Source organism: Pseudomonas sp. GCEP-101 (genome assembly GCF_025133575.1).
GTDB classification, from domain to species: Bacteria; Pseudomonadota; Gammaproteobacteria; order Pseudomonadales; family Pseudomonadaceae; genus Pseudomonas; species Pseudomonas nitroreducens_B.
The window spans coordinates 2,885,275-2,911,098 of sequence record NZ_CP104011.1 but is presented as its reverse complement, the minus strand read 5'-3'; the positions used below and the strand labels follow the sequence as shown (position 1 = coordinate 2,911,098).

Genomic DNA, 25,824 nt, shown 5'->3' with positions numbered 1-25,824 from the left:
CCGCGGAGCCTGGGTTCGCGAGCAAGCTCGCTCCTACGAAAAGCAGCCCTCACGGATCGAGCGCCCCCGAACTCCAGGTGCTGGACATCGTGCCGCCCGTCAACTTGGCGGCGATGGCGCCCTGGGGGATCAGCCGGTCGCGATAGCGGGTGGCGAGCAGCCCGCTCTGCGGCGCGCGCAGGATGTGCTCGCTGCCGGCATCGCCGGGACGGGCGATGATCCGGGCGAAGCGTTCGCCCGCCTCGATCCACTCGCCCAGCTCCCGCTCGAACACCAGCACGCCCGCCGCCGGGGCGAACACGGTTTCCATGAAGCCCATGGGCGTGGCGACACCTTTCCACTCCGGCAACGGCCCCGCGTCGCTGACCACGCCGCGGGCGCCAAGAAAGCGATAGAGCCCATCGGCATCCTGCTGCGCCAGCGCATCGCTGACGTCGCCCTGCCCGCGCAGTTCCACCGTCGCCACCAGGCGCCCGGCGAAACGCTGCTCGGCCAGCCACGGCGCAATCACCACCTCTTCGAAGGCGCCGTCGCCGTCGCCTTCCCAGATGATCGCCAGCTCCGCGCGCAGCGCCGCGGCCAGGTCCTGGGCGGCGGGCCAGAAGCACTCGTGCACGTACAGGTATTGCAGCGCCTCGTCGTCGGTGTGCAGGTCGAGCACGATGTCCGCCGGCGCGGCCAGTTCGGCCAGGCGCTTCTGCCACAGTGTGAGGTTGTCCAGCGTGCCGCTCGCGGCCGCCGAAGCGATGAAGCCGCGATTGAAATTGCGCGCGGTCGCGTCGTGATGTCGGCCGAGAATCCGTCCCTGGCGGAACTGCCCGGTGCCCAGGGGATTGGCCTGCGGCACCACCGTCACACTGCCGTTGAGCACACCGCGCGAGGCGGCATCGCGCAGGCGCGGCAGCAGTTCGTGAAGCACCAGCATCCCGGCGATTTCATCGGCGTGCACGCCGGCCTGCAGGTGCACCGCCGGCCCCGGCTTGCCGCCGTCGATACGCCAGGCGCGCACGCGAAGCTCAGCGCCGGAATCACCGGGCACGCTGAACGATACGTCATCGATCATCCATCCTCTCCTCTGTCCGAATCGCCCGTGGAAATCTTCCCCCACGCCTCCTAGTATCGAAGCCGTTCGCCGCACACCGGCCCCGCCACACAGGACAACCGCCCGTGGATATCCCCCGCCAGAAAGCCCAGCGCGCCACACCCGAGGAACGCCGCGACCATCTCGTGCGCGCCTGCCTCAAGTGCCTGGTCGCCGATGGCCACGCGGGCATCTCGGTGCGCCGCATCGCCAAGGAGGCCGGCGTCGCCGTGGGCCTGGTGAACCACCATTTCGGCAGCATCGACGCGCTGGTCGCCCAGGCTTACGAGACCCTCGCCAGCGAGGTCACCCAGGCGCTCTACCAGCAGGTCGACGCCGTCGGCAACGACCCGGCCGCGCGCATGGAAGCCTTCCTCACCGGCTCCTTTTCGCCCCAGGTGCTGGACCCCGACCTGCTTAGCCCCTGGGTGGTGTTCTGGAGCCTGATCCGCCACTCGCCGCCGGTGAACGAGGCGCACGAACGCGGGTACCACAGCTACCTCGCCATCCTGGAAAAACTCATCAGCGAGCTCGCCCACGCCGAAGGCTTCAGCGTGGCGCGCCCGCGCCTGGCCGCCATCGGCCTCTCCGCCATGCTCGACGGCCTGTGGCTGGAGTGGTGCCTGAACCCGACCAACTTCAGCGCCGCCGACGGCCTAGAACTCAGCCGCTGCTGGGTGGAAGGGCTGCGCCGCGGCGCCTATGCATGAGGCACGGCAACGATCTGCGGCGCGTCGGTGGGATGCCGTTGGGCGCCGCTCCAGCACGCGAGCCCTGAAATCTCAAACTGCCGTCCTCGCACGGCGCCTGGCCAGCCATGAGCGCTGCGTCGGCTTCTGCGCCTCGCGGCGCACCGGCGTGGCGCGCTCCAGCACGGCGAACAACGCCTCGATGATGAAGGTCAGGCAGATGTAGATGGCCGCCACCAGCAGCAGCGGCTGGTAGACCTGGAAGGTCTGCGCGCGCACCACGTTGGCGGCGCCGAGCAGGTCGACCACGGCGATGGTGGAGGCCAGCGCGGTGGACTTGAGCAGCATCACGCTCTCCCCCGCCAGGGTCGGCAGCAACAGGCGGATCGCCCGTGGCAGCCACACCCGGTAGAGCACCAGCGTGCGATTCATGCCGAACGCCGAGGCGGCCTCCAGTTCGCCGCGCGGCACGGCCTTCAGGCCACCGCGCACCACCTCGCCGACGTAGGCGCCGACCGAAAGCACCAGGGCGATGACGATGTACCAGAAGCCATCGCGCAGGTAGGGCCAGAGGAAGCTGCCGCGGATCAGCGGGAACTGCGCGAACAGGCTGCCCAGGCCATAGTAGAAGATGTAGATCTGCACCAGCAGCGGCGTGCCACGGATCACGCTGGTGTACGCCAGCGCCAGGCGCGAGACCAGGAAGTTGCGCGACATCCGCGCCAGCGCTACCCCCAGCGCCAGCACGAAGCCCAGCGAGGCGGAAATCAGCAGGATGATCAACGTGGTGCCCAGGCCCTTGAGCAGCAGGGCACCGTAGACGAATAGCCAGTGTTCGTTCATTGCCGCGCCTCGCTCAAACCGCCGGAATCCAGCGGCGGAAACGCCGCTCCAGGTAGCCCGCGAACAGGTTGGACAGCACGGTGAGCACGTAATAGAGCGCCGCCGCGGTGAGGTAGAAGGTCAGGTAGTGGCGGGTCGAACCGGCGGCCTGCTTGGCGGTGTAGAGCAACTCGTTGGTGCCCACCACGCTGATCAGCGCGCTGTCCTTGATCAGGTTGACCCACAGGTTGGCCATGCCCGCCAGGGCGTTGGGCGCCATCATCGGCAGGGTCACCCGGCGGAACAGGCCGAAGCCGTGCATGCCATAGGCGCGCGCCGCTTCGATCTGGCCGTAGGGAATCGACTGGATGGCGCCGCGGAAGATCTCCGACGCGTAGGCGCCCTGCACCAGGCCCAGCACGACGATGGCCACCATCATGCCGTTGAGCTTCACCTGGCCGTAGCCGAGCCATTCGAAGAACTGGTTCAGGCCCATGGAGCCGACGTAGAACAGCAGCAGGATCAGCAGCAGCTCCGGCACCGCGCGGCACAGCGTGGTGTAGCCGCGCGCCAGCGCCGCCAATGGCCGCGGCCCGCTGATCTTGGCGCTGGCGGCGGCCAGGCCGATGAGCAGGCCAACGAGGAAGGCGCCGACGGAAATCTGCAGGGTCACCAGCAGTCCCTTGAGCAGGGCCGGGCCCCAGCCGGTAGGGCCGAAGCCGATCAGGTCGAAGATGCTTTGCATGGCCGTCTCCGGGATGGGAGGCTCAGGGTCGTACCCGCGCGCCTGTTCAGCGGCGCGCGGGCGCGGGAGTGGCTCGCGCCGGGGTCACTGCTTGGGCGCGACGCTCATGCCGAAGTACTTGTCCGACAGCGCCTTGTAGTCATCGCTGGCGAGCAGCTTGCCGATGGCCGCGTCCATCTTCGCCTTCAGCTGCGTATCGTCCTTGCGCAGGCCGGCACCGACGCCGCGCCCGAAGATCGGGTCGTACTTCACCTCGCCCTTGTTGACGATGCCGGCGGCCTGGGCATCCGGGGATTTGACGAAGGACGCCACGGCGATGCCGTCGGCCATCATCAGGTCGATGCGCCCGGCCACCAGGTCGGCGTTCACCGAATCCTGGGTGTCGTAGTAGCGCACGTCGGCGATCTTCTCGTAGTACTTCTTCAGGTAGTTGGAGCTGACGGTGGAGATCTGCACGCCGATGGTCTTGCCCTTCAGGCCCTCGGGGCTGACCTGCACGTCCACCGCCTGCGGCGCGGCGATGGCCACTGGGGTGTCGTAGTAGGGGCGGCTGAAGGCGATCTGCTTCTCGCGCTCCTCGGTGATCGACAGGGAGTTGAAGATCACGTCGATCTTCTTCGCCAGCAGCGCCGGGATGATGCCGTCCCAGGCCACTTCGTCGATCTCGCAGGTGGCCTTCATCTCGGTGCAGACCTTGCGGATCAGGTCCGGCTCGAAGCCGACCCAGCTGCCGTCAGGCTGCTTCTGCGAGAACGGCGGATAGGGTTCGGCGGCCAGGGCGAAGCGGATCGTCTCGGCCTGGGCGCTCGCCACGCCGGCCATCAGCATCGCCGCACCCACCATCAGATTGCACAGACCTTTCTTGTTCATCGTGATCCCCTGCCTTGTTTTAGTCGTGTTGGGTCACGCTCATCGATGCGCCGATTGCGCGGCATCGGTCAGCGATTCTGGTGCGCGTTGACGAACTGCCGGCAGCGCTCGCTGCGCGGCCGCTGGAAGACGTCCTCGGCGGTGCCCTCCTCCTCGATCAGCCCCTTGTGGAGGAACGCCACATGGCTGGACACATCGCGGGCGAAGGCCATTTCGTGGGTCACCAGGATCATGGTGCGCCCCTCTTCGGCCAGCGAGCGGATCACCTTCAGCACTTCGCCCACCAGTTCCGGGTCCAGCGCCGAGGTCGGCTCGTCGAACAGCATGACTTTCGGCCGCACGGCCAGCGCCCGGGCAATGGCCACGCGCTGCTGCTGGCCACCGGAGAGGAAGGCCGGGTACTCGTGGCGCTTCTCGGCCAGGCCGACGCGCTCCAGCAGCGCCTCGGCGCGCTCGCGGGCCTCGGCCTTGCTCTCGTGGAGGACGAAGGTCGGCGCCTCGATCAGGTTTTCCAGCACGGTACGGTGCGGCCACAGGTTGAAGCTCTGGAACACCATGCCCAGCTGCGAGCGGATGCGGGTGAGTTGCTTCTGGTCGGCCACCGCCGGCTCGCCGTGACGGTTGCGGGTCAGCGCGATGGTTTCGCCGCTGACGGTGACCGAGCCCTGGTTGGGAATCTCCAGCATGTTGATGCAGCGCAGCAGGGTGCTCTTGCCCGAGCCGCTGGCGCCGATCAGCGAGATCACCTCGCCCTCGCGCGCCGACAGCGACACGCCCTTGAGCACCTCGAACTCACCGAAGCGCTTGTGGATGTCGCGCACTTCGATGACCGGCTTGTTCGTGGGCTGCGTCGGCTCTTGTAGGAGCGGGCCACGCCCGCGACCCGCCGCGGTTGGTGAGATATCGCGGACGGAGTCCGCTCCTACGCTACTGGCCTTCGCCGGAAGGGATTCGACGAAGCGGATGATCCGCGCACACGCCTCCGCCATGCTCTCGTCGCTCAGGCCGAACGACAGCCGCACGAAGCCCTCCGCCTGCGGGCCGAAGGCCGCCGCGTCGAGCACCGACACGCCGGTGGCGTGGAACAGTTGCCAGGAAAACTCCAGCGAACTGAGGCCGGTGGCGCGCACATCGACCATGACGAACATGCCGGCTTCGGGCGACAGCACCCTCAAGCGCGGGCAATCGCTCAGCGCGGCGACCACCAGGTCACGTCGGCGCCGGTAGATCTCGCGCATCGCCGCCACCACCTCGTCGTGGCGTTGCACCGCCGCGAGCGCCGCCTCCTGCACGAAACCCGGCAGGCCGTAGAACATGTTCAGGGCAAGATTTTCCAGGTGCCCGACCAGGGTTTCGTTGGCGACGATCCAGCCGGCGCGCCAGCCGGTCATGGCGTGGGATTTCGACAGGCTGCCGATGCTCAGGGTGCGCTCGGCCATCCCCGGCAGCGCGGCGAAGCTGTGGTGTTCGCGCTCGAAGGTCAGGCCCTCGTAGACCTCGTCCACCACGACCCAGAGATCATGGGCGCGGGCCAGCTCGGCGATACCGAGCAACTCGTCGCGGCTGAGCACCACGCCGGTGGGGTTGCTCGGGTTGGCGAGGAAGATCGCCTTGCTGCGCGGGGTGATGGCCGCGGCAATGTCGGCGGCCAGCGGACGAAAGCCGTTTTCCGGGCGGGTCGGCACGCCGACCAGCACCGCGCCGGTGGCCTTAAGCGTGGCTTCGTAGGTGACGTAGATGGGATCGAAGGTGATGACCTCGTCGCCCTTCTCCAGCAGGCACATCGCGGCGGCGAACAGGCCGTTCTGCGCCCCGGCGACGACGATGACGTTCCCGGCACCGACCTGCTGGCCGAAACGCCGCTCATGCAGGGCGGCTATCGCCTGGCGCAAAGCGGGTTTGCCAGCTACATCACTGTAATGGGTGTCGCCGTCGCGCAAGGCGGAAACGGCGGCCTCGGTGATGAAGTCCGGAGTTGCGAAATCGGGGTCGCCGACGCTGAGCACGATAACGTCGCGGCCGGCACGCTGGGCGGCGATGGCGGCGTAGTGAATGTCCCAGGCGGCAACGCCGGGTCCGACCATCCTGTCCACAAGCGACGAATAACGCATGCAAGGGCCTCATCCGAATGACGGAGTGTCCTGCGAAGGGTGCGCAGGAGCGTTGGGCCACCATAGCCAAGGATGAACGAGTGTTCAACAGCGATTCGCGACAACTCCTACGTCGTTTTCAGACAGTTCGTCCACCACTCCACCCATCTTCGGGTGCTTCATGTCGCATGTTCGGCCGACCAACGGAAACCCGACATCCACTTAACGCCTTCTTAACGAACTTCCCAGTAGCGTTCTCTTACCCCCTGACAGAGCCGGCACGGCCTTTGGAACACCACATGGAAATGCCCTTCCTTCCCTTCTCCCGCCCCAGCATCGGCGACGAGGAGATCCAGGCAGTCAACGACGTCCTGCGCTCGGGCTGGATCACCACCGGGCCGAAGAACGCGGAACTGGAACAGCAATTCGCCCAGTCCATCGGCTGCCGCCACGCCGTGGCGCTGTCGTCGGCCACCGGCGGCATGCACCTGGCGCTGATGGCCCTGGGCATCGGCCCGGGCGACGAGGTGATCACCCCGTCGCAGACCTGGGTGTCCACCGTCAACATGATCACCCTGCTGGGCGCCACGCCGGTGTTCGTCGATGTCGACCGCGACACCCTGATGACCGACGCCGCGCGCATCGAGGCCGCGATCACCCCGCGCACCCGCGCGATCATCCCGGTGCACTACGCCGGCGCCGCCTGCGACATGGACCCGATCGACGAACTCGCCCTGCGCCATGGCATCGCCGTGATCGAGGACGCCGCCCACGCCGCCGGCACCTTCTACCGTGGTCGTCCGGTAGGCCAGCGCGGCACCGCGATCTTCTCGTTCCACGCCATCAAGAACCTCACCTGCGCCGAAGGCGCCATGTTCGTCACCGACGACGAACTCCTCGCCAACCGCGTGCGCACCCTGAAGTTCCACGGCCTGGGCGTCGACGCCTACGACCGCCTGACCCACGGCCGCAAGCCGCAGGCCCAGGTGGTGGAGCCGGGCTTCAAGTACAACCTCACCGACATCAACGCCGCCATCGCCCTGGTGCAGTTGCCGAAGCTGAAAGCGATCAACGCCCGCCGCGCCGAGCTGGCCGGCGCCTACGCCCAGCGCCTGGCGCACCTGCCGGTGCAACCGCTGGCACTGCCGGACTACCCGCAGCACCACGCCTGGCACCTGTACATCCTGCGCATCGACGAAGAGCGCTGCGGCATCGACCGCGACGCCTTCATGCAGGGCCTGCAGCAACGCGGCATCGGCACCGGCATCCACTTCATCGGCAGCCATCTGCACAGCTACTACCGCCAGCGCTACCCGCACGTGCAGCTGCCCAACACGGAATGGAACTCCTCGCGAATCGTGTCCATTCCGCTGTTCCCCGACATGACCCAGGCCGACCAGGACCGTGTGGTCGACGCCATCGAAACCCTGATTCGGTAAGCCTCTCGTGAAACCCTATCCGATCCATCGCGTGTCCATCGTCATCCCGGTGTACAACGAACAGGCCAGCCTGCCCGAGCTGCTGCGCCGCACCACCGCGGCCTGCGAGCAGCTGGGCCGCGACTACGAGATCGTGCTGATCGACGACGGCAGTCGCGACAGCTCCGCCGACCTGCTGCAGGAAGCCGCCGAGGCGCCGGGCAGCCACGTGGTGGCGGTGATCCTCAACCGCAACTACGGCCAGCACGCCGCGATCATGGCCGGTTTCGAGCAGTGCCAGGGCGACCTGGTAATCACCCTCGACGCCGACCTGCAGAACCCGCCCGAAGAAATCCCGCGCCTGGTCGCCGAGGCCGCCAAGGGCTACGACGTGGTCGGCACCGTGCGCCAGCAACGCCAGGATTCGGCCCTGCGCCGCTGGCCGTCGAAGCTGATCAACCTCGCCGTGCAGCGCTCCACCGGCGTCGCCATGAGCGACTACGGCTGCATGCTGCGCGCCTACCGCGCGAGCATCGTCAAGGCGATGCTGGCCTGCCGCGAGCGCAGCACCTTCATCCCGATCCTGGCCAACAGCTTCGCCCGGCACACCAGCGAGATCATGGTCGCCCACGCCGAGCGCGAGCACGGTGAGTCCAAGTACGACTTCCTGCGCCTGATCAACCTGATGTTCGACCTGGTCACCTGCATGACCACCTCGCCGCTGCGCCTGCTGTCCTTCGTCGGCGGCGGCATGGCGGCGGCCGGCTTCGCCTTCGCCCTGATGCTGCTGGTGCTGCGCCTGCTGTTCGGCGCCGCCTGGGCCGGCCACGGGGTGTTCGTGCTGTTCGCCGTGCTGTTCATGTTCACCGGCGTGCAGCTGGTCGGCATGGGCCTGCTCGGCGAGTACCTGGGCCGCATGTACAACGACGTCCGTGCCCGCCCCCGCTTCTTCATCGAGCGCATCGTCCGCAACGAGGCGCCGCTCGCGTCGATTCCCTCTTCCTCCCCTTCTTTCGAGTCCATCCAGCCATGACCCAGCAGACCATCGTCTTCGCCTATCACGACTTCGGCTGCGCCGGCATCGAAGCGCTGCTCGCCGCCGGTTACCAGATCGACGCCGTCTTCACCCATGCCGACGATCCCAAGGAAAACCGCTTCTACGGCTCCGTCGCCCAGCTCTGCGCCCGCCGTGGCATCCCGGTGCATGCGCCGGAAGACGTCAACCACCCGCTGTGGGTCGCGCGCATCCGCGAACTGCAGCCGCAGTACATCTTCTCCTTCTACTACCGCCACCTGCTCAGCGAAGAGCTGCTGGCCTGCGCCGCCAAGGGCGCCTACAACCTGCATGGCTCGCTGCTGCCGCGCTACCGCGGCCGCGCCCCGGCGAACTGGGTGCTGGTCAACGGCGAGACCGAGACCGGCGTGACCCTGCACCGCATGGTCAAGCGCGCCGATGCCGGCGGCATCCTCGCCCAGCAGAGCGTCGCCATCGGCGCCGACGACACCGCCCTGGAGCTGCACGGCAAGCTGCGCGAGGCCACCCGCGAGCTGCTCGCCGCCGCCCTGCCGCGCCTGGCGCGCGGTGAGCTGCAGGAAGTCGCCCAGGACGAATCCCGCGCCAGCTATTTCGGCCGCCGCACCCCGGCCGACGGCCTGCTCGACTGGAAGCGCCCGGCCCGCGAACTGCACAACCTGGTGCGCGCCGTGACCCAGCCCTACCCCGGCGCCTTCGCCCCGGTGGGTGATCGCAAGCTGATCGTCTGGAGCTCGCGCGTCGCCGCCGGCAACAACGGCAAGGCGCCCGGCTCGGTGCTCTCGGTCGATCCGCTGCGCATCGCCTGTGGTGAAGACTCGCTGGAAATCCTCTCCGGCCAGCAGGGCGACAGCGGCCTGTTCCTCGCCGGCCCGCAGCTGGCCCGTGAAATGGGCCTGGTGGAGGGCTCGCGCCTGCACGGCGCCACCGGCAAGCCCAAGCGCAAGACCCGCGTGCTGATCCTCGGCGTCAACGGCTTCATCGGCAACCATCTCTCCGAGCGCCTGCTGCGTGACGGCAACTACGAGGTCTACGGCCTGGACATCGGCTCAGACGCCATCGAGCGCCTGAAGGGCAACCCGGACTTCCACTTCGTCGAAGGCGATATCAGCATCCACACCGAATGGATCGAGTACCACATCAAGAAGTGCGACGTGGTCCTGCCGCTGGTGGCCATCGCCACCCCGATCGAATACACCCGCAACCCGCTGCGCGTGTTCGAGCTGGACTTCGAGGAAAACCTCAAGCTGGTCCGCTACTGCGTCAAATACAACAAGCGCGTGATCTTCCCGTCCACCTCCGAGGTGTACGGCATGTGCACCGACGCCAGCTTCGACGAGGACACCTCCAACCTCATCGTCGGCCCGATCAACAAGCAGCGCTGGATCTACTCGGTTTCCAAGCAACTGCTCGACCGCGTCATCTGGGCCTACGGCCAGAAGGGCCTGAAGTTCAGCCTGTTCCGTCCGTTCAACTGGATGGGCCCGCGCCTGGACCGCCTGGACTCCGCGCGCATCGGCAGCTCCCGCGCCATCACCCAGCTGATCCTGCACCTCGTGGAAGGCACGCCGATCCGCCTGGTCGACGGCGGCGAGCAGAAGCGCTGCTTCACCGACGTGGACGACGGCATCGAAGCGCTGGCGCGCATCATCGACAACGAAGGCGGCCGCTGCGACGGGCAGATCATCAACATCGGCAACCCGGACAACGAAGCCAGCATCCGCCAGCTGGGCCAGGAGCTGCTGCGCCAGTTCGAGGCCCACCCGCTGCGCGACCAGTTCCCGCCCTTTGCCGGCTTCCGCGAAGTGGAGAGCCGCAGCTTCTACGGCGACGGCTACCAGGACGTGTCGCACCGCAAGCCGAGCATCGAGAACGCCCGCCGCCTGCTGGACTGGCAGCCCACCGTCGAGCTGTCCGAGACCATCGGCAAGACGCTGGACTTCTTCCTGCGCGAAGCCCTGGCCGAGCGTGTCGGCGGCCAACCGCATGCCGTCCCGCTGAAAAGCATCGCCTGATGCGGGCAGGACTGCGCATCGACGTGGACACCTACCGCGGCACCCGTGACGGTGTGCCGCGGCTGCTGGACATGCTCGAGGAAGCCGACGTCAAGGCGACCTTCTTCTTCAGTGTCGGCCCGGACAACATGGGCCGCCACCTGTGGCGCCTGATCCGTCCGCAGTTCCTGTGGAAGATGCTGCGCTCCAACGCCGCCGGGCTCTACGGCTGGGACATCCTCCTGGCCGGCACCGCCTGGCCGGGCAAGCCGATCGGCCGCGACCTGGGCCACCTGATGCGGCGCGCCCAGGACGCCGGCCACGAAGTCGGCCTGCACGCCTGGGATCACCACGGCTGGCAGGCCAACGCCGGTCGCTGGAGCGCGCCGCAACTGGAGCAGCAGATCCGCCGCGGGGTCGACACCCTCGCCGACATCCTCGGCAACCCCGTGGAATGCTCGGCCGTGGCCGGCTGGCGCGCCGACGAGCGCACCGTGGAGGCCAAGGAGCGCTTCGGCTTCCGCTACAACAGCGACTGCCGCGGCCGCTCGCTGTTCCGCCCGCGCCTGGCCGACGGCCGCGCCGGCACCCCGCAGATTCCGGTGGACATGCCCACCTTCGATGAAGTGGTCGGCCCGCAGGTGGCGCCGTCCGCCTTCAACGACTACATCCTTTCCCGCTTCGACATGGACGCCTTGAACGTGTACACCATCCACGCCGAGGTCGAGGGCATTCTCATGGCCCACGACTTCCGCCGCTTGCTGGCCCAGGCACGGGCCGGCGGCATCCGCTTCGTCCCGCTGGGCCGGCTGCTGCCGGACGACCCGACCTCTCTGCCCGTTGCCCGCCTGGTGCGCGGCGAACTGGCCGGCCGCGAAGGCTGGCTGGGGGTGCAGCACGCATGAAGCGCCTGGCCTACCCGTCGCTGCTCGCCGCCCTGGTGCTGTGCATCCTGCTGCCGACGGCCTTCCACGGCCTGTGGATTCCCGATGAGTCGCGCAACGCGCAGATCGCCCAGGCCATGCTGCAGAGCGGCGACTGGGTGTCCCCGCACCTGCTCGGCCTGCGCTATTTCGAGAAGCCCACCGGCGGCTACTGGCTGACCGCAATCAGCCAGGCGGTGTTCGGCCAGAACCTGTTCGGCGTGCGCGCCGGCTCCGCGCTGGTGACGGCGCTGAGCACCCTGCTGGTGATCCTGGTGGCGCGCCGGCTGTGGAACGATCCGCGCCGCACCTGGGCCGCGGGCGCGCTGTACCTGAGTTTCGGGCTGATCGCGGGCCAAGCCGGCTATGCCAACCTCGACCCGCAGTTCACCCTGTGCGTGAACCTCAGCCTCGGCGCGCTGTGGTTCGCCTTCGACGCCAGCACCGCGCGGGGGCGCTTCGCCGCCTGGAGCCTGCTCGGCGCAGCCTGCGCCTTCGGCCTGATGACCAAGGGCTTCCTCGCCTTCCTGCTGCCGGTGATCGTCGGCGTGCCCTACGCGCTGCTGCAGAAACGCCTGGGCGACCTGCTGCGCTACGGGCCGCTGGCGGTGCTGGTGGCGGTGCTGGTCAGCGCGCCCTGGGCACTGCTGATCCACGCCCGCGAACCGGAGTTCTGGGACTTCTTCTTCTGGAACGAACACATCCGCCGCTTCGCCGCCGAGGACGCCCAGCACGGCCGGCCGATCTGGTTCTTCGTGCCGCTGCTGTTCGCCAGCGCCCTGCCCTGGGCGGTGCTGATCTTCCCGGCGCTGCGCAACGGGGTGAAAGGCTGGCGCGACTCGAAGCAGCTGTTCCTGGTGCTGTGGTTCGCCATGCCCTTCCTGTTCTTCAGCCTGTCCAAGGGCAAGCTGCCGACCTACATCATGCCCTGCTTCGCCCCGCTGGCCCTGCTGATGGCCGACGCCATCGGCCGCGCCCTGCAACAGGGCAAGCCGCTCGCCCTGAAACTCAACGGCGCGCTCAACCTGCTGCTGGGCAGCAGCGCGCTGGCCGGCCTGCTGTTCCTGCAGGCGCGCCACCCGCAGTACCACGACGAACTGCCCAGCGTGCTGATGGTCGCCCTGGTCTGCGTCGTCTGGCTGCTCACAGGACTGCTGCAACTGCTGCAGCCCACTCGCTACTGGGCCGCCCCGGCCTTCGCCGCCTGGCTGCTGGTGGCGCTGGTGCCCAACGCGATGCCGAACAAGATGGTCAACAGCAAGATGCCCGACCAGTTCATTGCCGAGCACCTGGAGCAACTCAAGGGCGCGCGCAGCCTGCTGAGCAACGACCTGGGCGCCGCCACTGCCCTGGCCTGGCGCACCCAGCGCAGCGACATCACCCTGTTCAACACCGAAGGCGAGCTGAAGTTCGGCCTGGGTTACCCCGAAGGCCAGGGCCGCAGCATCGCGCCCAAGGACATCCATGCCTGGCTCGAACGCAACCGCGCCGCGGGCACCATCGGCGTGGTCATGCGCGTCAACAGCGCCAGCGACGAAGCGGAACTGGCGATGCTGCCCAGCGACGCCATCAGCTACCGGCAGAACCACCTGGTGGTCCTGCTGATCCCGCAGGCCTCGCCATGACCGCCCTGCTGCTGGCCGGCGTCTGCCTGCTCACCTGCCTGGGCCAGCTGGCGCAGAAGTTCGCCGTGGAGAGCTGGCGCGATGGGCCGGCCGGCATCGCGGCGAAACTCTTCTCGCCCTGGTTGCTGCTGGCCATCGCCAGCCTGGGCGGCGGCCTGCTGCTCTGGCTGTTGGTGCTGCAACGCCTGGAAGTGGGCGTCGCCTACCCCATGCTGAGCCTGAATTTCGTCCTGGTGACGCTGCTGGCCAGCCGCCTGTTCGGCGAGCGCATCGACGCCCGCCACTGGTTCGGCGTGGCGCTGATCGTCGGCGGCGTCGCCCTGCTGGGGATGCACGCATGAAGCGCGGCATCGCCTTCGCCCTGGGCAGCGTCCTGCTGGTCAGCAGCGCGCAGCTGGGCATGCGCTGGAGCATGACGCGCCTGCCCGCGCACTGGCCCTTCGACCTGGCGCAGCTCGACCTCGCCGCCCTGCTGGCACTGGCCGGCGCGGTGCTGGCCTACGCCCTGTCGATGCTCTGCTGGCTGCTCGCGCTCAACCACCTGCCGCTCAGCCGCGCCTATTCGCTGCTGAGTCTCAGCTATGCCCTCGTCTACCTCGGCGCCGCCGTGCTGCCGGGCTTCGGCGAACCCCTGAGCCTGCCGCGCACCCTGGGCGTCGCCCTGGTGATCGCCGGCGTGATCGCGATCAACGCGCCCCGCCGTCCCGACAGAACAACCGTCATCAAACCCAGTGACGCTCCCTCCGAGCGCGCGCAGTTCGACTGACTCCATCTCGTTTCACGTCCCTTTGCGGGAGAGCGAACACCATGAAAATCAGCGTATTCGGAATCGGTTATGTCGGCCTGGTGCAGGCCGCGGTGATGGCCGAAGTGGGCCACGACGTCCTGTGCATGGACATCGACGAGGACAAGATCGCCAAGCTCAAGCGCGGCCAGATCAGCATCTTCGAACCGGGCCTGGCCGAGCTGGTGAAGGACAACCTCGAAGCCGGACGCCTGCGCTTCACCAGCGACGTCGCCGAGGCGGCCGCCCATGGTCGCGTACAGTTCATCGCCGTGGGCACGCCCCCGCAGGCCGACGGCTCCGCCGACCTGCGCGCCGTGCTGGCCGTGGCGGAAGGCATCGCCCGCCACCGCACGCAGCCGGTGATCCTGGTCGAGAAGTCCACGGTGCCCGTGGGCACCGGCGATCGCGTGCGCGCACGGGTGCAGCAGGTGCTCGCCGAAGAAGGCCGCAGCCTGGACTTCGATATCGTCTCCAACCCCGAATTCCTCAAGGAAGGCTCAGCCCTGGCCGACTGCCGCAAGCCCGACCGCATCGTCATCGGCTGCGAACGCCCGGACAGCATGGCGCTGATGCGCGAGATCTACGAGCCGTTCAACCGCAACCATGACCGCATCATCGCGATGAACCTGCGCAGCGCCGAACTGACCAAGTACGCCGCCAACTGCATGCTCGCCACCAAGATCAGCTTCATCAACCAGATGGCCGAGCTGGCCGAGCACCTGGGCGCCGACATCGAGGCGGTGCGCCAGGGCATGGGCGCCGACCCGCGCATCGGCTACCACTTCATCTACCCGGGCTGCGGCTACGGCGGCTCGTGCTTCCCCAAGGACGTGCAGGCGCTGATCCAGAGTGCCGAGGAAGCGCACTGCTCGAACGACCTGCTGCGCGCCGTGGAAGCGGTCAACCAGCGGCAGAAGAACAAGCTCTTCGAGCGCATCCACAGCTACTACGGCGGCAACCTGAAGGGCCGCACGTTCGCGCTCTGGGGCCTGTCGTTCAAGCCCAACACCGACGACATGCGCGACGCACCCAGTCGCACGCTGATGGAAGCCCTGTGGGCGGCCGGCGCGCAGGTGCGTGCGTTCGACCCCGAGGCCATGCCCGAAGCGCAGCGCTTGTACGGCCATGATGAACGCCTGACCCTGATGGGCACGCCGGAAGCCACCCTGGGTGGCTCCGACGCGCTGGTGATCTGCACCGAGTGGCGGCAATTCAAGGCGCCGGACTTCGAGCTGCTGGCCAGCCGCCTGAAAGCCCCGGTGATCTTCGACGGGCGCAACCTGTTCGATCCCGAGCGCGTGGCGCGCTACGGCTTCGAGTACTTCCCCATGGGCCGCGGCGACTCGCACCGCCTGCCGGTACCGGCGCAGGCCGTCGAAGAACGTCACCGACGCAGCGCCTGATTGCAGCCTTGAGCTGTAGGAGCGCGCCGGTTTCGGAGAGGCATGGGGCGCGCTCGCGGGCATGGCCCGCCTCTGCGCTGGGCGGTTCGCGAGCATGGCTCGCTCCTACAGGCGAACTCCGCTGTCTTCCTGTAGGAGCGAGCCATGCTCGCGAACATCGACCCACGGCCCCGTAGGGCGCATAACCCGGAACGGGTTATCCGCCACCTCGGTGCTGAGGATGCGCAGGAGCGGACTCCGTCCGCGATAGGTCCGCATCGCGCCGGTGCCACTCGCGGAGTCCACAGCCACGGCAAATCCCGCTCTACACCTGCCCCATCGCCATCATCGGCGCCGCCTCGCCGCGCTTGAGCAGCGCATACAGCACCCCGGTCACCACGCTGCCGGCGGCAATCGCCAGCAGGTACAGCAGCGCGTGGTTCATCGCGTTGGGGATCAGCAGCACGAACAGCCCGCCATGGGGCGCCAGCAGCTTGCAGCCGAACAGCATCGACAGCGCGCCAGTCAGTGCGCCACCGGCGATGCTCGCCGGGATCACCCGCAGCGGGTCCTTGGCGGCAAAGGGGATCGCGCCCTCGGAGATGAAACACAGCCCCAGCACCAGCGCGGCCTTGCCGGCCTCGCGCTCGCTCTGGGCGAACTTGCGTCGCGCCAGCAGCGTGGCGATGCCCATGCCGATGGGCGGCACCATGCCGCCGGCCATCACCGCCGCCATCGGCGCATAGCTCTGCGAAGCGAGCAAGCCGACGGAGAAGGCGTAGGCCGCCTTGTTGATCGGCCCGCCGAGGTCCACGCACATCATCCCGCCCAACAGCAGGCCGAGCAGGATGGCATTGGTGGTGCCCATGCCAGCGAGGAAGTCGGTGAGCGAACTCATCATCGCCGCCACCGGCGAACCCACCACGTAGATCATCACCAGCCCGGTGAACAGGCTGGCCAGCAGCGGAATGATCAGGATCGGCTTGAGCGCCGCAACGCTGGCCGGCAGCGGCAGCCACTGGGCAATCGCCCGCGCCGAGTAGCCCGCGAGCAGGCCGGCCACGATGCCGCCGAGGAACCCCGCGCCCAGCGTACTGGCCAGCAGGCCGCCGATCATCCCCGGCGCCAGGCCCGGGCGGTCGGCGATGGACCAGGCGATGTAGCCCGCGAGCATCGGCACCATTAGCTTGAAAGCCGCGTCGCCGCCGATCTGCATCAGCGCCGCCGCCAGGGTGCCCGGCTGCTTGAAGGCCTCGATGCCGAAGACGAACGACAGCGCGATCAGCAGGCCGCCCGCCACCACCATCGGCAACATGAACGACACGCCGGTGAGCAGGTGCTTGTAGACGCCGCGCGCTTCATTTTTTGTCGGCGCCGCGCCGCCGCCAGCAGAAGAGGCGGACTCGGTCGTCGCTTCCTTCAACGCCCGCTCGAGGGTCGCCTGCGGCTGCTTCAGCGCAACGCCCGTGCCGCAGCGGAAGATGCGCTTGCCAGCGAAGCGCTCGGGATTCACCTCGATGTCCGCCGCCAGCAGCACCACGTCCGCCGCGGCGATTTCTGCCGCGCTCAACGGCTGGCGCGCGCCTACCGAGCCCTGGGTTTCCACCCGCAACGCGATGCCCATCTGCTGCGCCGCCTGCTGCAGTGCTTCGGCGGCCATGAAGGTATGCGCCACGCCGGTCGGGCAGGCCGTCACCGCGACGATCTTCGCCGCGCGCGGCGCCTCCGATGGCTCGCCGGGCTGCCAGAGCGTCGCCTCCTGCGCGGCACGCTGGAGGAACACCGCCGGCTCGGCCAGCGCCTCGGCCGGGCGCGCCTGCACCAGGCGCTTGCCGGCGAAGCGCGACAGCTCCAGCGGCTGCGTGCTCACCACCAGTACCCAGTCGGCGGCGGCGATCTGGCCGTCGCTCAGGCGGCGTTCCGGATGTTGCGGGTCGATCTGTTCGACACACACCGACCAGCCCAGGCGCTCGGCCGCCGCACGCAGCAGGCGGGCGCTGAGCACGCTGGAAATCTGGCCGTTGGGGCAGGCCGTGATCAAGGCAAGGTTCATCGTCATACCTCGTAGTGTTCTGTCGCTCAGGCCAGGGCCCGAACCTGCACCGCGTCCTCGATGCGCTGCAGCCGCTGCGCGTCGCCGATGCCGAACTGGAATTGAGTCACCGCCAACGCCGCCACGGCCGTGGCCTGGCGCAGCACACGCTCGGGCGGCCAACCGGCCAGCAGGCCGTGGACCATGCCGGCCAGCAGCGAGTCGCCGGCGCCCACCGTGCTGGCCACTTCCACCGTCGGCGGCACCGCCTGCCAGACACCCTGCGGGCCGAACCAGCGCACCCCCTCGGCGCCCTGGGACAGCACCACCTGCTCGATGCCACGGTCCCGCAGCGATCGGACCTGCGCGGTCAGTTCCCCGGCGCTGCCGGCCAGTTGTCCACAGGCTTCGCCCAGTTCCTGGTCGTTGGGCTTGATCAGCCAGGGCGCGGCCTCGATGCCTGCGCGCAACGCCGCGCCGCTACAGTCGAAGGCCACCTTCAGGCCATGGCCCTGCAGGCGCAGCAGGAGTTCGCGCAGCCATTGCGGGTCGACGCCACGCGGCAGGCTGCCGGCCACCACGGCGATCTCGACATCGGTGGCGATCCGGTCGAGGCGATCCAGCAGCGCGTCCTGCTGCGCCTCGCCCACCTCGGGGCCGGGTCCGTTGATATCGGTGATGCGCCCGCTGCCCTCGGCGAGCTTGAGGTTGCTGCGGGTTTCCCCGGGCACGCGGACGAAGGCATCGGCGAAGCCGCGATGGCGGAACAGCGCGTCGAAGGGTTGCGCGTTGTCCGCCCCGAGAAAGCCGGCGACGGTGAGCGAGTGGCCGAGGTCCGCCAGCACCTGGGCGACATTCAGCCCCTTGCCGGCCGCCTGGCTGAGCACCGACTCGCTGCGGTTCACCTCGCCCAGCACCAGCTGCGGCAGGCGCACGGTGAGGTCCAGCGCGGGGTTCAGGGTCAGGGTCAGGATGCGGGCCATCAGTGCACCTCCGGCAGCGCGAGGGCGACGCTCTGGCGCACGTCCGCCGCCGAGCACAGGGTCAGGGCGGCCTGCGCCAGCGCGCGGGCCGTCGGCAGGTCGAGTTCGCGCACCCGCGCCTTGACCAGGGGAATGCTGCGCGCCGAGACGCTCAATTCATCCACACCCAACCCCACCAGCAGCGGCACGGCCAGCGGGTCGGCCGCCAGTTCGCCGCACACGCCCACCCACTTGCCATGGGCATGGGCGGCGCGCACGGTCATGTCGATCAGTTGCAACACCGCCGGGTGCAGGCCGTCGGCCTGGGCGGACAGGCTCGGGTGGCCACGGTCGATGGCCAGCGCGTACTGGGTCAGGTCGTTGGTGCCGACGCTGAAGAAGTCCACCTCGCGCGCCAGCACCGGCGCGAGCAGCGCGGCCGACGGCACCTCGACCATGATGCCCAGTTGCAGGTCATGCTCGCCGCCCAGTTCGGCGCAGAGTTCCAGGGTGAGGTCGCGGGCCTGGCGCCACTCCTCCACCTGCCCGACCATGGGGAACATGATGCGCAGCGGGCGGCCGGCGGCAGCGGTGAGCAAGGCGCGCAGCTGGGTGCGGAAGATCTGCGGCCGCTGCAGCGTGAGACGCACGCCGCGGATGCCCAGGTAGGGGTTGGTTTCCTCGGGGATCGGCCAGTACGGCAGCGGTTTGTCGCCGCCCACATCGAGGGTGCGCGCCACCAGCGGGCGGCCTTGCAGTGCATCGAGCACGCGGCGGTACTCGATCTCCTGGGTCGCCTGGTCGGGCGCCTGAGGGTTGTCCATGAAGACGAACTCGGTCCGCAGCAGGCCGACGCCTTCCGCCCCCAGCTCCACGGCTTTCGCCGCTCCGGCGGTGTCGCCCAGGTTGGCGCAGACTTCCACGGCATGGCCGTCGCGGGTTACCGCGGGTTCATGGCGGCGCGCCTCGGCCTGCTCGGCGCGGCGCTGGCGCAGGTCGCGCTGACGCTGGGCGTCCTGCAGCGTTTGCGCATCCGGCGCGACGGTCAGCTCGCCCTTCTCGCCATCGATCAGCAGGGCAGTGCCGGAGGCCAGCGCCAGCACGCTCTCCCCAGCGCCCACCAACGCGGGAATGCCCAGCGCGCGGGCGATGATCGCGCTGTGGGAGGTGGCGCCGCCGCGTGCGGTGACGATGCCGGCCACGCGCGCCGGGTCCAGCCGCGCCACATCCGACGGGCCGACTTCATCCATCACCAGGATGTAGGGCTCCGCCGGCTCCACGGCGCTCTCGACGCCACACAGCCGCGCCAGCACGCGCCGGCCGACGTCGCGCAGGTCCGCCGCGCGCTCGGCCAGCAGCGCGTCGCGCAGGGCCTCCTGCTGGCCAGCCACGCGCTCGATCACCTGGCTCCAGGCGGCTTCCGCGCTGGCGCCTTCGACCAGGCGCGCCTGCACCTCGTCGAGCAACTCCGGGTCATCCAGCAGCGCCTGGTGCGTGACGAAGATGTCGCGGATCGCCTTGACCTGGCTGCGCGCCACCAGCGCGTCGATTTCCCGGCTGATGGCGGTGCGCGCCTCGTCCAGGCGCGGGCGCTCGGCTTCGGGCGATTCGCCGCGGGCGGCGAACTCGAAGGCGCGGGCCACCTGCACATAGGCCGGACCATGGGCGATGCCCGGCGACGCCGGGATGGCCTGGAGCTGCGCGCCTGCGTCGGGTGCCCGCACGGCCTGCAGTTCCTGCTCGTCCGGCTGGACGCTTTCGACGACCAGCTCGACGGCGTCCGGCAGCGGCTCGACCTCCTCGCCCAGTCCTTGCTCCACCGCTGCCCGCACGGCGGCCAGCGCGGCCTCGGCGATCTCCGGTTCGGCGAAGAACTCGAGGGTCTGCCCGCGCCGCGCGCCGAGGCTGAGCAGCTTGCTGAGGCTGCGGATCGACACCGGCGCGCTGTCGCCCTCGGCGATGCGCACGCGAATCTCCCCGCTGAAGTCCCGCGCCAGCACCATCAGCACCTGGGCCGGGCGCGCATGCAGGCCATGGGGGTTGGCCAGCGGCACGCGGATGCTCGGCCAGTCCACCGGCAGTTCGCCGCCCAGGGCCTCCAGCACCGCACGCACGGAGGTGGCGCTCGCCAGCTCGCCGGCGCGGCCATCCACCAGCAGGTCGCCCAGGCGCGCCACCAGCTCGGCCTGCGCATCGCCCTGGCGAGCCAGGCAGAACAGGCCGCGCACCGGCTGGCCGGCATGGCTCAGCTCGCGGGCTGGGGTGACGAACACCAGGCCGGGGCGGGTGACGCACTGCGTGCTGTCCTGCCACCAGAGGCCGGCGCCCAGCGGCAGGGCTTCCTGGTCATGCAGCGCGGCGGCGAAGCCGGGGACGACGCAGCCGGCCTTCTTCAGCCGGCGCGCGCCCGCCAGCGCCAGCTCGTCGAAATCTTCGGCAGCGACGCCCAGCCCCACCAGGCGCTCATCGAACAGCAAGGGCTGCGGCGCGCCGCCCTGCAGCAATTGCAGCAGGTCCTCGGGCTTTTGCGCCGTACGCAGCGCCGCGCCCACCTCGCCGTCACCCAACGCGCGGGTGAGCAGTTGCAACAGGCGCAGGTGTTCGTCGGACTTGGCGGCAATGGCGATGGCCAGATGCACGGTCTGCCCGTCGCCCCAGTGCACGCCGTCGGGGAAGTGCATCAGGCGCACGCCGGTGCGCTGCACCAGGTGGCGCGTGTCCGGCGTGCCATGGGGGATGGCGATGCCCTGCCCGAGGTAGGTGGAGCCCTGCGCCTCGCGGGCCTGGATGCCGGCGAGGTAGCCCGGTGCGACCAGGCCGTCGTCTTCGAGGGCGGCGCCGAGCATGGCCAGGGCGGCCTGCTTGTCGGCAGCGCGCTGGCCCATGCGGACCTGCTGCGCGTTGAATTCGAGCATCGCGTTCTCCTCACCGGCGTTCGCGCGCGCCGGCGCTGGGGCGGTTATCCGCTTGTACGGTGATCAGCTTAGAAGTTGCGGCGCAGGTACAGGGTTCAGGCAAGACTGCGCATGCAATGCTGAATCGTTTCACCTATTGAGACTGGCACGTTACTCGATAATGCGTGATCCTTGAAGCCCCCAATTGTCGGCAGCATCCCGCGTTGAAACTCAGTGATATCGCCCGCCTGGCCGGTGTTTCGGTCACCACCGCCAGCTACGTGATCAATGGCAAGGCCGTCCAGCGCCGCATCAGCGCCGCCACGGTGGAGCGCGTGCGCGCGGTGATCGAGGAGCACGGCTACCACCCCGACCAGCAGGCCGCCAGCCTGCGCCGCGGGCAGACCCGCACCCTGGGCTTCGTCCTGCCGGACCTGGAGAACCCCAGCTACGCCAAGCTGGCCAAGCTGCTCGAACAGGGCGCCCGGGCGCGCGGCTACCAGTTGCTGATCGCCTGCTCCGACGACGAGCCGGACACCGAGCGCCAGGTACTCAACCTGTTCCGCGGGCGACGCTGTGACGCGCTGATCGTCGCCAGCTGCCTGCCCGCCGGCGACGACAGCCATGCGCGCCTGCAGGCCGACGGCGTGCCGATCATCGCCGTGGACCGCCAGCTCGATCCGCAACGCTTCTGCTCAGTGGTCAGCGACGACCGCGACGCCAGCCAGCGGCTCACCGCCAGCCTGCTCAAGCCGGCGCCGCGCAGCATTGCCCTGCTCGGCGCGCGGCCGGAGCTGATCATCTCCCAGGAGCGCGCCGCGGGCTTCCGCAGCGCCCTGCGCGAGTTCAAGGGCCAGGTGCTGATCGAGCACGGCGAGACCTTCAGCCGCCCCTGCGGCCGTCGCCTGATGGAGGAGCTGCTGGCCGGCCAGGGCCAACTGCCCGACGCGCTGATCACCACCTCCTACGTGCTGCTCGAAGGGGTATTCGACGTGCTCCAGGCGCTGCCCAGCGGTTGGCCGGCGGACCTGCGCATCGCCACCTTCGGCGATACCCAGTTGCTGGACTTCGTGCCGCTGAAGGTCAATGCGATTTCCCAGCAGCACGCGCTGATCGCCGAGCGCGCGCTTGACCTGGCGCTGGCCGCCATCGAGCGCAACGACTACACCCCGGGCGTGCACCCGATCCCGCGCAACCTCACGCTGCGCACGGAGTGAGCCGATGCGCCTGATCGACACCCACAACCACCTCGACTGCGCGGACTTCGCCCAGGACCGCGCCGCCGTGCTGCAACGCAGCCGCGCGCGGGGGGTGGAGCGCCAGGTGCTGCTGGGGGTGTTCCGCGAGAACTGGGAGGACGTCTGGGCGCTGGTCGAGCAGGAGCCGGACCTCTACGCCGCCCTGGGCCTGCACCCGATCTACCTGGCGCGGCACAGGCCGGAACATCTGCAGGCGCTGCGCGCGTGGCTGGAGCGCCTGGCCGGCCACCCGAAACTCTGCGCGGTGGGCGAGATCGGCCTGGACTATTACCTGGAAGACCTCGACCGCGACGGCCAGCAGGCCATCTTCGAGGAACAGCTGCGCATCGCCATCGATTTCGAGCTGCCGGTGCTGCTGCACGTGCGCCGCGCCCATGCCGCGATGATCGCCACGCTCAAGCGCTACAAGCCCACGCGCCAGGGCATCGTCCACGCCTTCGCCGGCAGCCGCGAGGAGGCCCGCGAATACCTCAAGCTGGGCTTCCGCCTGGGCCTGGGCGGCGCGCCGACCTGGCCGCAGGCCAACCGCCTGCGCAAGGTGGTGCCGGAGATTCCGCTGGAAGCCATCGTGCTGGAAACTGACTCGCCGGACATGGCGCCGTCTATGTACCCCGGCGTACGCAACAGCCCCGAGCACCTGCCGGAAATCTGCACGGCGCTGGCGGAGCTCAAGGGCATCAGCCCGCAGGAGCTGGCCAGCGCCAGCACGCGCAATGCGATGGAGTTGTTCGGCTGGCGCTGAGCCGTGCCTTTTCGTAGGAGCGGACTCCGTCCGCGATTGGCGTCCGGCTGGCACCTGATCGCGGAGGAATCCGCTCCTACGTGAAATTCTGCGCAGGGGCAGCCCTCTCCCTAACCCTCTCCCTGAAGGGAGAGGGAAGTCTCCGGCACAAACTCTCAGGGAAAGGCAATTGCTCCTACAAGATCATGCTCGGCTGGGAGAGCTTTTCGTAGGAGCGAGCTTGCTCGCGAACAGAGGTAGCCGATTAACGCGTTCGTGGGACGTTCGCGAGCAAGCTCGCTCCTACAGGGAGGGGTAGCTGCGCCGTCGCGATCGTGAGTTCACCGACAAACCGATGCCCGTGAGATGGGGTGCTTCCGTGCGACCCACGGACATCGGTCTGCTGGCGAAAACCCGGTGAGGGGCGGACCGCAGCGTCCGCCCCGGGTCCTGCGGATCAGACGCGGAACGCGCCGATCAGTCGTTTCAGCTCCACCACCTGCCCGGCCAGTTCGCGGCTGGCGCGCTCGGTCTCGCTGGCCCCTTCGGAAGTACGCTCGCCGGCCTGGTTGATCTCGACGATGTTCTGGTCGATATCATGGGCCACGGCGGTCTGCTGCTCGGCGGCGGCGGCGATCTGCTGGTTCTGGTCGACGATGGCGCCCACCGCCTGGAGGATGTTCTCCAGCGCCTGCTGCACCTGGGCCGACTGGCTGACGGTGCCATCGGCGGTCTGGTGGCTGCTGCCCATGGCCTTCACCGCGGCGCCCACGCCGTTCTGCAGGCGCGCGATCATCTGCTCGATCTCTTCGGTGGACTGCTGGGTGCGCTTGGCCAGGGTCCGCACTTCGTCGGCCACGACCGCGAAGCCCCTGCCCTGCTCGCCGGCGCGCGCGGCCTCGATGGCGGCGTTGAGCGCCAGCAGGTTGGTCTGTTCGGCGATGCCCTTGATCACGTCCAGCACGCGGCTGATGGAAGCGCTGTCGGCGGCCAGCTGGTTGATCACCGCCACCGACTCGTCGATCTCGCCGGCCAGGCGCTGGATGCTGCCCACCTGGGACTCCACCAGGGCACGGCCGCTGGTGGTTTCCTGGTTCACGTTGCGCGCGCTGCCCACTGCCACGGCAGCGCTGCGCGCGACCTCCTGGGCGGTCGCGGCCATCTGGTTCATGGCCGTGGCGACCTGCTCGATCTGGTTGCGCTGGCCGGCCACCGCCTGGTTGCTCTCGGCGGACACCGACTCCACGCGCACGGTCTGCCGCTCCACTTCGCTGACGGTGCGGCCGACCTGCTCGATCAGGTCGTGGATCTTCGACACGGTCTGGTTGAAGGCATCGCCCAGTTCGCCCAGTTCGTCGCGGCTCTGGGCCTGGAAGTTGACGGTCATGTCGCCGGACGCGACGCGCTCCATCATCTTGCCCAGGCTCTTCAGCGTGGTGCGGGTGGAAACGTAGAAGCCGCCGTAGAGGTAGACGATGCCGAGGAACACCACCAGCAGCGCCACCACCAGCAGCACCATCTGCCGCTGCTTGCTGGCCAGGCGCCCCTGCAGCTCGCCATCGACGAACTGCAGAACGTGGTCATCCAGCCGATAGGTCTGTTCCATCGCCTTGCTGACCTGGTCGAAGAATTCCGCCCAAGGCATGTCGAGGGTGTCGGCCATCACCACCTTGTCCTCGAACAGCTTGCCCATGCTCTTGATGGTGTCGCGGCTGGCCTGGGCATCGGCGGACAAGGCGCTCTGCGCGGCCGGGCTGGCGCCCAGCGCGTCCTGCAACTTGAGGCCGTACTCGGCGTGGAGTTTCTCCAGGTCCTGCAGCAGGTCATCCAGCTTGCCGCTGGTGGAGGAATTGAGGAACCCCTGCCCCAGCGCGCCGGCGCCCATGGTGCGGCCCTGGCTGAGGGTCTGGGTGACATGCGGGGTGCCGGCGGTGATCAGCTCGGCGAGCTGGCGCAGGTCGCGGGCGTCGTCCTGGCTCAGGCCGGACTGGGACACCAGCAGCTTGATGAACACCTGCACTTCGCTGAGCAGGCGCCCGGCCATGGCCGACTTGCTTTGCAGCGAACCCTCGGCGTCGACGCCCTTCAGGCTGGCCAGCAGCTCATCGCGCTTGGCGTTGAATTCGGCGATCTGCTCGGCATCCTGGGTGACCGGCTGCAGCGCACCGATGCGCGCCTGCAGGTCCTTGTGCAATTGACCGATGCGCGCGTCGATGCCGGCGGATTTACTCGACTGGCCGAGAATCCCGTTGATCTGCAACAGGTCGTTGTAGGACTCGAGGTGACGGCGCACCTGCAGACCATCGCCGATCAGCTGCAGGCTCTGCAGTTCGGCGCGCGTGCTGACGAACTGCCCGTAGGAGTCGCGCACGAGGTAGAAGTTGGTGATCAGCATCGGCAGAAAGAACAGCACGCTGATCAGGCTGAACTTCATACCGAAGCTCAGACGGTTCATCAGCGCGATGGCCGGATAGAGCACGGTCCTCACAAAGACGTC

General features: G+C 68.7%; 20 protein-coding genes. 11 read left to right on the top strand and 9 right to left on the bottom strand.

Annotated features, from left to right (window positions below; translation table 11 throughout):
- Nucleotides 1-49: 49 nt before the first annotated feature.
- Nucleotides 50-1,063, bottom strand: a complete 1,014-nt coding sequence (locus N0B71_RS13340) for a succinylglutamate desuccinylase/aspartoacylase domain-containing protein (protein ID WP_259759309.1) — start codon at nt 1,061-1,063, stop codon at nt 50-52.
- Nucleotides 1,064-1,167: 104 nt separating this feature from the next.
- Between N0B71_RS13340 and N0B71_RS13335 the strand changes: the two genes are divergently transcribed.
- Entirely contained in the window at nt 1,168-1,791 is a 624-nt protein-coding gene (locus tag N0B71_RS13335; protein ID WP_259759308.1) for a TetR/AcrR family transcriptional regulator, read from the top strand.
- A gap of 72 nt (nt 1,792-1,863) precedes the next feature.
- Here N0B71_RS13335 and N0B71_RS13330 read toward each other — a convergent pair whose 3' ends face one another.
- From N0B71_RS13330 to N0B71_RS28160, 4 genes are all read right to left on the bottom strand, one after another.
- The gene (locus N0B71_RS13330) at nt 1,864-2,613 is read right to left on the bottom strand and encodes an ABC transporter permease (RefSeq protein WP_259759307.1); all 750 of its coding nucleotides are present in this window, start codon (nt 2,611-2,613) and stop codon (nt 1,864-1,866) included.
- Nucleotides 2,614-2,626: 13 nt separating this feature from the next.
- Entirely contained in the window at nt 2,627-3,337 is a 711-nt protein-coding gene (locus tag N0B71_RS13325) for an ABC transporter permease (RefSeq protein WP_259759306.1), read from the bottom strand.
- 84 nt (nt 3,338-3,421) lie between these two features.
- The gene (locus tag N0B71_RS13320; RefSeq protein ID WP_259759305.1) at nt 3,422-4,207 is read right to left on the bottom strand and encodes a transporter substrate-binding domain-containing protein; all 786 of its coding nucleotides are present in this window, start codon (nt 4,205-4,207) and stop codon (nt 3,422-3,424) included.
- 68 nt (nt 4,208-4,275) lie between these two features.
- Nucleotides 4,276-6,318 carry an aminotransferase class I/II-fold pyridoxal phosphate-dependent enzyme gene (locus tag N0B71_RS28160; protein ID WP_311197239.1) on the bottom strand — a complete coding sequence of 681 codons (2,043 nt, stop codon included), beginning with the start codon at nt 6,316-6,318 and terminating at the stop codon, nt 4,276-4,278.
- 278 nt (nt 6,319-6,596) lie between these two features.
- Here N0B71_RS28160 and arnB point away from each other — a divergent pair, with 278 nt between their 5' ends.
- The 8 genes from arnB to N0B71_RS13270 are packed head-to-tail and all read left to right on the top strand — an operon-like array spanning nt 6,597 to nt 15,480.
- Entirely contained in the window at nt 6,597-7,736 is a 1,140-nt protein-coding gene (gene arnB, locus N0B71_RS13305) for a UDP-4-amino-4-deoxy-L-arabinose aminotransferase (RefSeq protein WP_259759304.1), read from the top strand.
- Between the two features lie 7 nt (nt 7,737-7,743).
- Complete coding sequence (arnC, locus tag N0B71_RS13300; RefSeq protein WP_259759303.1) at nt 7,744-8,748, top strand: undecaprenyl-phosphate 4-deoxy-4-formamido-L-arabinose transferase; 1,005 nt, start codon at nt 7,744-7,746, stop codon at nt 8,746-8,748.
- Complete coding sequence (arnA, locus tag N0B71_RS13295) at nt 8,745-10,763, top strand: bifunctional UDP-4-amino-4-deoxy-L-arabinose formyltransferase/UDP-glucuronic acid oxidase ArnA (RefSeq protein ID WP_259759302.1); 2,019 nt, start codon at nt 8,745-8,747, stop codon at nt 10,761-10,763. Before arnC ends, arnA begins: the two co-directional genes overlap by 4 nt.
- Complete coding sequence (gene arnD / locus N0B71_RS13290; RefSeq protein ID WP_259759553.1) at nt 10,760-11,647, top strand: 4-deoxy-4-formamido-L-arabinose-phosphoundecaprenol deformylase; 888 nt, start codon at nt 10,760-10,762, stop codon at nt 11,645-11,647. Before arnA ends, arnD begins: the two co-directional genes overlap by 4 nt.
- Nucleotides 11,644-13,290: a lipid IV(A) 4-amino-4-deoxy-L-arabinosyltransferase gene (gene arnT / locus N0B71_RS13285; RefSeq protein ID WP_259759301.1), complete on the top strand. Its 1,647-nt coding sequence runs from the start codon at nt 11,644-11,646 to the stop codon at nt 13,288-13,290. The genes arnD and arnT overlap by 4 nt, the downstream gene beginning before the upstream one ends.
- Nucleotides 13,287-13,631, top strand: coding sequence for a 4-amino-4-deoxy-L-arabinose-phosphoundecaprenol flippase subunit ArnE (gene arnE / locus N0B71_RS13280; RefSeq protein WP_259759300.1), 345 nt, complete (start codon nt 13,287-13,289; stop codon nt 13,629-13,631). Before arnT ends, arnE begins: the two co-directional genes overlap by 4 nt.
- Nucleotides 13,628-14,056, top strand: coding sequence for a 4-amino-4-deoxy-L-arabinose-phosphoundecaprenol flippase subunit ArnF (gene arnF, locus N0B71_RS13275; RefSeq protein WP_169888331.1), 429 nt, complete (start codon nt 13,628-13,630; stop codon nt 14,054-14,056). Before arnE ends, arnF begins: the two co-directional genes overlap by 4 nt.
- Before the next feature lie 41 nt (nt 14,057-14,097).
- A complete protein-coding gene (locus N0B71_RS13270) occupies nt 14,098-15,480 on the top strand; it encodes a UDP-glucose dehydrogenase family protein (protein WP_259759299.1) in 1,383 nt (460 codons plus the stop codon).
- Nucleotides 15,481-15,784: 304 nt separating this feature from the next.
- Here N0B71_RS13270 and N0B71_RS13265 read toward each other — a convergent pair whose 3' ends face one another.
- From N0B71_RS13265 to ptsP, 3 genes are read right to left on the bottom strand one after another with little or no spacing between them, the layout of a single operon-like run.
- Nucleotides 15,785-17,512: a PTS fructose-like transporter subunit IIB gene (locus tag N0B71_RS13265; protein ID WP_259759298.1), complete on the bottom strand. Its 1,728-nt coding sequence runs from the start codon at nt 17,510-17,512 to the stop codon at nt 15,785-15,787.
- 26 nt (nt 17,513-17,538) lie between these two features.
- Nucleotides 17,539-18,474 carry a 1-phosphofructokinase gene (pfkB, locus tag N0B71_RS13260; protein WP_259759297.1) on the bottom strand — a complete coding sequence of 312 codons (936 nt, stop codon included), beginning with the start codon at nt 18,472-18,474 and terminating at the stop codon, nt 17,539-17,541.
- The gene (gene ptsP / locus N0B71_RS13255) at nt 18,474-21,368 is read right to left on the bottom strand and encodes a phosphoenolpyruvate--protein phosphotransferase (RefSeq protein WP_259759296.1); all 2,895 of its coding nucleotides are present in this window, start codon (nt 21,366-21,368) and stop codon (nt 18,474-18,476) included. The genes pfkB and ptsP overlap by 1 nt, the downstream gene beginning before the upstream one ends.
- 203 nt (nt 21,369-21,571) lie before the next feature.
- Between ptsP and cra the strand changes: the two genes are divergently transcribed.
- Nucleotides 21,572-22,564, top strand: a complete 993-nt coding sequence (gene cra / locus N0B71_RS13250) for a catabolite repressor/activator (RefSeq protein WP_169888347.1) — start codon at nt 21,572-21,574, stop codon at nt 22,562-22,564.
- 4 nt (nt 22,565-22,568) lie between these two features.
- A complete protein-coding gene (locus N0B71_RS13245; protein WP_259759295.1) occupies nt 22,569-23,348 on the top strand; it encodes a TatD family hydrolase in 780 nt (259 codons plus the stop codon).
- A gap of 436 nt (nt 23,349-23,784) precedes the next feature.
- Here N0B71_RS13245 and N0B71_RS28275 read toward each other — a convergent pair whose 3' ends face one another.
- Nucleotides 23,785-24,489 (bottom strand): methyl-accepting chemotaxis protein, encoded by a 705-nt coding sequence (locus N0B71_RS28275; protein WP_416376160.1) that lies wholly within the window; start codon nt 24,487-24,489, stop codon nt 23,785-23,787.
- Nucleotides 24,490-25,824 lie beyond the last annotated feature (1,335 nt).

Excerpts from the sequence above, each read along its gene's own strand:
- N0B71_RS13270 (WP_259759299.1), top strand. The coding sequence starts at position 14,098 with ATGAAAATCAGCGTATTCGGAATCGGTTATGTCGGCCTGGTGCAGGCC.
- ptsP (WP_259759296.1), bottom strand. The coding sequence starts at position 21,368 with ATGCTCGAATTCAACGCGCAGCAGGTCCGCATGGGCCAGCGCGCTGCC.
- pfkB (WP_259759297.1), bottom strand. The coding sequence starts at position 18,474 with ATGGCCCGCATCCTGACCCTGACCCTGAACCCCGCGCTGGACCTCACC.
- arnB (WP_259759304.1), top strand. The coding sequence starts at position 6,597 with ATGGAAATGCCCTTCCTTCCCTTCTCCCGCCCCAGCATCGGCGACGAG.
- arnT (WP_259759301.1), top strand. The coding sequence starts at position 11,644 with ATGAAGCGCCTGGCCTACCCGTCGCTGCTCGCCGCCCTGGTGCTGTGC.
- N0B71_RS13325 (WP_259759306.1), bottom strand. The coding sequence starts at position 3,337 with ATGCAAAGCATCTTCGACCTGATCGGCTTCGGCCCTACCGGCTGGGGC.
- N0B71_RS28275 (WP_416376160.1), bottom strand. The coding sequence starts at position 24,489 with ATGGCCGCGACCGCCCAGGAGGTCGCGCGCAGCGCTGCCGTGGCAGTG.
- N0B71_RS28160 (WP_311197239.1), bottom strand. The coding sequence starts at position 6,318 with ATGCGTTATTCGTCGCTTGTGGACAGGATGGTCGGACCCGGCGTTGCC.
- N0B71_RS13340 (WP_259759309.1), bottom strand. The coding sequence starts at position 1,063 with ATGATCGATGACGTATCGTTCAGCGTGCCCGGTGATTCCGGCGCTGAG.
- N0B71_RS13320 (WP_259759305.1), bottom strand. The coding sequence starts at position 4,207 with ATGAACAAGAAAGGTCTGTGCAATCTGATGGTGGGTGCGGCGATGCTG.
- N0B71_RS13265 (WP_259759298.1), bottom strand. The coding sequence starts at position 17,512 with ATGAACCTTGCCTTGATCACGGCCTGCCCCAACGGCCAGATTTCCAGC.
- N0B71_RS13245 (WP_259759295.1), top strand. The coding sequence starts at position 22,569 with ATGCGCCTGATCGACACCCACAACCACCTCGACTGCGCGGACTTCGCC.
- arnE (WP_259759300.1), top strand. The coding sequence starts at position 13,287 with ATGACCGCCCTGCTGCTGGCCGGCGTCTGCCTGCTCACCTGCCTGGGC.
- arnA (WP_259759302.1), top strand. The coding sequence starts at position 8,745 with ATGACCCAGCAGACCATCGTCTTCGCCTATCACGACTTCGGCTGCGCC.
- arnF (WP_169888331.1), top strand. The coding sequence starts at position 13,628 with ATGAAGCGCGGCATCGCCTTCGCCCTGGGCAGCGTCCTGCTGGTCAGC.
- N0B71_RS13330 (WP_259759307.1), bottom strand. The coding sequence starts at position 2,613 with ATGAACGAACACTGGCTATTCGTCTACGGTGCCCTGCTGCTCAAGGGC.